The following is a 5,488-nucleotide window of genomic DNA, read 5'->3' as shown; positions in this document are numbered from 1 at the left end:
AACTAATAAGATGATGATATCGTTAAAGAAAAGTCCTAAGAAAAACAACAAAACTACTACTGCTGGAAAAACTAAAGCTTTTACACTTCCCTTTTTCTCAATTTTCAACTTCCAACGCCGCAAAAGAACTACACCGGCAATAAGCGCAATAAGGTCAATAACTAAGAACAGGGTTGAAAGCATTACCGCCTCCCTTTTTATTCCTATTACCTTTTATTTTATTAATTTTATCAAGTTACCTTTGGTTTAGGAATTTTCTTAGGAATACTAATACTTTAACAAAAATTTTCAAATAATTTTTCTAACATTTTTTTATTTCCTCTTTTGTTTTCCTAAAAGCTTCTATCCTTTTTTCTTCTGTCCCTTCCACTTTTGCTGGATCTGGAAGTCCCCAGTGAATAAGCTTTACTCCGGGGATAACTGGACAATCTTCTTTAGCTTCACCACAAAGCGTTATAACAATATCCAATTCTGACAAAGGAATTTCCTCTAGAGACTTTGAACACTGACTTGAAATATCTATTCCTTCTTCTTCCATAACTTTTATAGCTAAAGGATGGATATAACCTACTGGTTTTGAACCGGCAGAGTAGACTTCAATTTCTTTTCCATAAAGTTCTGCCAAATGCTTAGCTAAACCTTCTGCTATCTGGCTTCTTGCTGAGTTCCCTGTACATATAAAAGCTATCTTCTTTACCACTTTAAGTACTCCTAAAAAGACCTTTTATATCCTCGATTAAGGAAACCAAAATAGGAATGAAAACGAGAGTCATAAATGTACCAACGATAAGTCCACCAATTGCAACAGTTGCAAGTGGCGCAAGTCTTTCAAGTCCTAAAGCCGCCCCAAGAGCAATAGGAATCATACCAACAGACGTTCCGAATGCTGTCATAAGAACGGGACGTGTTCTAATTTTTACACTTTCTATTATTGCTTCGTTTAGAGACTTTCCTTTCTCCCTTGCTTTTTTAATAAAGTCTATCAAGAGAATGGAGTTGTTAACAATAATTCCAGCTAAAAGTATCATTCCCATAAAGGCTGGCATACACTGGGGTTTTCCCGAAATAAAAAGGGAAACAATAGCCCCAATAACAGCTAAAGGAATTGCTGCCATTATGGAAATAGGATAAGTAAAAGAACCAAAAACCATTGTAAGAGTAAAGTAAAGAACAATTATTCCAATTGCTAAAGCTTTGAACAGTCTCTTAAAACTCTCTTTCATCTGTTTAATTTCCCCTTCATGGGAAATACCATAACCTTCTGGAAGTTCTAGCTTCTTCTCCATCATATTAACTTGACCTTGAAGGAAAGTAACAGGAGTAGTTGTTCTAAAACCTTGTACATCTAAAGTGTTAAGTAAATCTTGGTGCGTGATTACATTAGGAACAAACTTTTCCTCTATCTCTACAAAGTAAGAAAGAGGAATAAATCCTTTCTTTGTAGGAATAGGTATAGACTTTAAGTCATCAACAAATCCTTTTTTTTCTTTTGGAAGGATAATTCTTATAGTTATACCGTTTTCCATAGGTACAACAAAGGAGGATGCTGGTATACCTTTAATAAAACCTCCAACATAATTTCCTATTTCAAGAGGAGTCAAACCAAAAAGAGCTGCTTTATTTGAATCAATCTTTAGAATGTACTCCTTCTTATCCATATACCAACTTCTTGAAACAGAAGTTAAACCTTTTACATTTTGTAAAAGAGTCTTTAGTTTCTCTCCTATCTCGTTTAGAACTTTTTCGTCTTTACCGTAAATCATTTCATCTATAGTTGCTTTTATAGATGAAAGCGGTGTTGCTCCAAAATCGTGAACATGGACATACCTAAGACCTGGAATTTTGTTAAAAGCTTCTCGGAGTTTTTCTTCTATTTCCCAAATAGTTTCTTTTCTTTTAAACCTATCAACAAATTGGATTTTCATTTCTATCTGTTGAGGTAGTTTTCCACTTCCAAATGAAAGAACTCCCGGTTCAGAACCTATACTGGAAGAAACTCTTATCGTGTAAGGCATAGATAGAACAATTTTTTCCATTTTTGAAAGAATTTCCTCTGTCTTTTCTAAGGAAGTATTGGGATCTGTTTCAGCCTTTACAATTACGATCCCAGTATCCATAGGAGGCATTAAATCCCTCCCAATAAGAGGAGCTACGTTCTTTACAGTAAGAACAAAAAGAAAAACAGCTAAAGTTACAAAAGCTACCTTTCTGATTGGACTTTTTAAAGCTGTATTTACTAGCGATGCGTAAAAGTTTCCTGTATTAAAAACAACTCCTTTAACAAAGAAAGAGTAAACTTTCCTTTCAAGAAAGTTTTTATCTGGGGTTTTCTTGAGAATATAAGGAGTTATCATTGGCAGGAAAGTAACTGAAACTATATAAGAAACTATTAGTGAAATAATCAAAACCAGAGAAAGAAGTTGAAGAATTTTTTCAACGTATCCTCCAATGAAAACAATAGGAAGAAGCATAACGAGTGTAGTGAAAGTTCCGCTAAAGTCTGCAAGCATTACCTCTTTTGTCCCATCTACAGTAGCAGTAAATATGTCTTTCTTTAACTCGTAGTAATGCCTTTCGATACTCTCCACAATAACTACTGCATCATCTGTCAGCATTCCAAGTGCAAGTATCACAGCCGTTAGCGTAACGATATTAAAGTTGAATCCAAAGAGCCACATAAGACCTATTGTAATTAGATAGGTAATTGGTATAGAAAAGATAGTAACTATTAACATTCTCACATTTGCAAGGAAAAGGAAAATGACAATTAAAGTCATTATTACTGCGTCTCTTAGAGCTTCAAGCATATTTGCATTGGAAAGTCTTATCATCCATTCTTGAGTATCTGTAATCTCAAAGTTGAGCTCTGGGTATTCCTTTTTCAGTTTTGGCAAGAACTTCTTTACAGATTCAATAGCTGGAAGTTCGTAAGTTTTTGGAGAACGCAAAATACTTATACCAATAGCTGGTTTCCCGTTCCCATGGTAAGCAGAAAGCCTTTCTCTATATCCCCATTCAACCCTTGCTACATCTTTTACTTTTACATTCGGAGCAACATAAATTTCCTTTAACTTCTCTATCCTATCTACTTCACCCTCAATCTTTACAACTACAAGACCTTCTTTATTTATAGTTAAACCTACAGGAGCATTCTTGTTATTTTCTCTTATAGCTTTTGCAAGTTGATAAAGAGATATATTAAGCTGAGCAAGTTTTAGATAATCGGGATAAATCCTTATTTCTCTCTTATATCCTCCAAAAACTTCAACATCTGAAACGTTTGGAAGGTTTAGCAACTTATCTTTTATTTCATTCTCTACTATCTCTCTTACTTGGGCTAAAGATAACTTAGAATTTTCCTTCGGTGATACAGCAATGACCATTACGGGATTTGTAGCATCTGTAATCTTGTAAACCTGAGGGGGCAAGATATCTTTTGGAAGGTAAGGAATAACTTTTGAAAGTTCATTCGCTACATCGGTTGCTGCTGCATCTATTCCTTTTTCGTACTCAAACTCTACAGTAATTACAGAAACTTCATCTTTTGAAACCGATTTTACAGTTCTAACCAAGTCCAATGTCTTCATTCTTTGTTCAATAGGTCTTGTAATGTGGGAAGCTATGTCCTTCGCTGATGCTCCAGGCTCTACTGTAACTATTGCTATCTGAGGTCTATTGGCATCTGGAAAGAACTTTCTTGGAATTTCCTTAAAACCTATAAGACCTATAACACAGAAGAAAAGAAGAAAAGCTAAAACGGCATGGGGTTTCTTTATGTACCATTCTATTATCTTACCCATTAAACTCCTCCACCAAAACCGCCTTGCCCTCTCTAAGAACTTCTAAAAGCTTACTTTCTCTTCCCACAACTACTTTATCGCCCTGTTTTAACTTTGAGGAAATAACAGCCTTATCTTTGAAGGTTTTTAGAACTTCTACTTTAAGAGGTGTAACTTTTCCATTTTCGTTTACCTTTAGAACGTACGTTCCGTCTTTTAGGTGTAAGAGAGAATAGACAGGAACGACCTCTCCTTTATAAGGTTTTCCTAAAATCTTTAAAGAAACGTTTTCAAAAGGTCTAACCCCTTTGTTCTTCTTTACCTTTACCTCTGCTACAAGTAGAGAGTTTTGGCTACTTGCAAATGGATAATACTTAACAATTTCTCCTACTTTTTCTAAGGAATTTGCTAAGAAAACTTCACTCTTAACCGGTATTTCTTTTGCATCTTCTCTTGGAATATTGACCAATATCTTTAGACCGTCCTGAGGGTAAAAAACTTCCATTATTGGTTTTCCGGGAGTCGCCAAATCTCCTTCGTGTAAGAAAAGCCTCGCTACCTGCCCATCTTTTATAGCTTTAATTTCGGTATACTGTAACTGAGACTTTAATCCTTTTATCTTTTCATTGAGCGCTGAAATTGAAAGTTTTATTTCCCTTAGCTTAGCTTTTACATTTTCAAGTTTTGATCTCAACTCCGCTACGTTGTTTTCTGCCTTTTCTAAAACAACTTTTGGTACAGCCCCATTTTCAAATAAGAATTTTTCTCTTTCGTACTCATTTTGAGCATTCTTCAAAAGGATTTCAGTACTTTTAAGCTCAGCCTCAAGCCCTTTTATTAAAGTCTCCTTTGCTTTCTTTTCCTTCTCTAAGGAAGAGATGTTTCTCCTTAATTCTTTATCATCAATCTTTACAAGAATTTCCCCTTTCTTAAAGTAATCTCCTTCTCTTTTATAGACTTTTAAGACTCTTCCAGAAAGTTTAGTTGATACCTTTGCAAACTCATAAGGTTCTACTGTGCCAACGAAAAAAAATTCCTCTCTAATTTCTCCATTTTTTACTTTTGCAAATTCAACAGGTATTTCATAAGTCTTTGGCGGAGGAATTTTTGAAATCTCCTGTTTTTTCTTTTTAACTAGAAACCCTACAAAAGCAAGAGTTATAGCCAAAATTAAAACAAACAAAAAATTGGCTCTCATAGTTCATCCTCCACAAGGGCTTTAATGGTTCTTTTGGCAATTTCCCACTTATAGTAGTAGCTATTAAGCTCAGCTTCTGCCAAAAATCTTTTTGCCTTTGCCAATAAGTAGTGGTCTATATCCCCCTTTCCCGTTTCGTACTTTAACTTTTCTATCCTCTCTATCTCTTTCGCTAAGGAGAGTTTTTCACGGGAAAGTTCTATTTTAGATTGGATAGATACCAAATCGGAAATGGCATTACTCAACTTTTCTTTTAAGTTTAACTTCTCCGTTTCAAACTCTTTCTCTTTTGAAAGTTTCTTCAGTTTTGTACTCAAGATATCGTATTTTTTTCTTCCAAATGAGAAAATTGGATACTGAACGGCAAGGCTTATAAAACCGTATTCTTCGTTTTCCCTAGACTCAAAACCGTAATTTCTTGTATATACAGCATCAAGCTTAACCTTTAAACCGTACTTACTTTTTTCATTTTTAACCTCGTTTAGAGAAACTTTTACCTCTTTATCTTTAG

5 protein-coding genes are annotated in these 5,488 nt (G+C 34.7%); all 5 read right to left on the bottom strand.

Features of this window, described 5'->3' with window-relative positions:
- Window positions 1–183: hypothetical protein (locus ABGX27_07475; protein MEO2069334.1), on the bottom strand; the 183-nt coding region annotated here is incomplete at its 3' end.
- A gap of 118 nt (window positions 184–301) precedes the next feature.
- A complete protein-coding gene (locus ABGX27_07470) occupies window positions 302–700 on the bottom strand; it encodes an arsenate reductase ArsC (GenBank protein ID MEO2069333.1) in 399 nt (132 codons plus the stop codon).
- Window position 701: 1 nt separating this feature from the next.
- The gene (locus ABGX27_07465; protein MEO2069332.1) at window positions 702–3,800 is read right to left on the bottom strand and encodes an efflux RND transporter permease subunit; all 3,099 of its coding nucleotides are present in this window, start codon (window positions 3,798–3,800) and stop codon (window positions 702–704) included.
- Window positions 3,793–4,977 carry an efflux RND transporter periplasmic adaptor subunit gene (locus ABGX27_07460; GenBank protein ID MEO2069331.1) on the bottom strand — a complete coding sequence of 395 codons (1,185 nt, stop codon included), beginning with the start codon at window positions 4,975–4,977 and terminating at the stop codon, window positions 3,793–3,795. Before ABGX27_07460 ends, ABGX27_07465 begins: the two co-directional genes overlap by 8 nt.
- A partial coding sequence (locus ABGX27_07455; protein ID MEO2069330.1) for a TolC family protein occupies window positions 4,974–5,488 on the bottom strand: 515 nt, incomplete at its 5' end. The genes ABGX27_07455 and ABGX27_07460, both read right to left, overlap by 4 nt.

The organism is Desulfurobacteriaceae bacterium, assembly GCA_039832905.1.
GTDB lineage: Bacteria > Aquificota > Aquificia > Desulfurobacteriales > Desulfurobacteriaceae > Desulfurobacterium.
The sequence above is the reverse complement of the archived record's forward strand: the minus strand, read 5'-3'. Positions and strand labels throughout refer to the sequence as shown.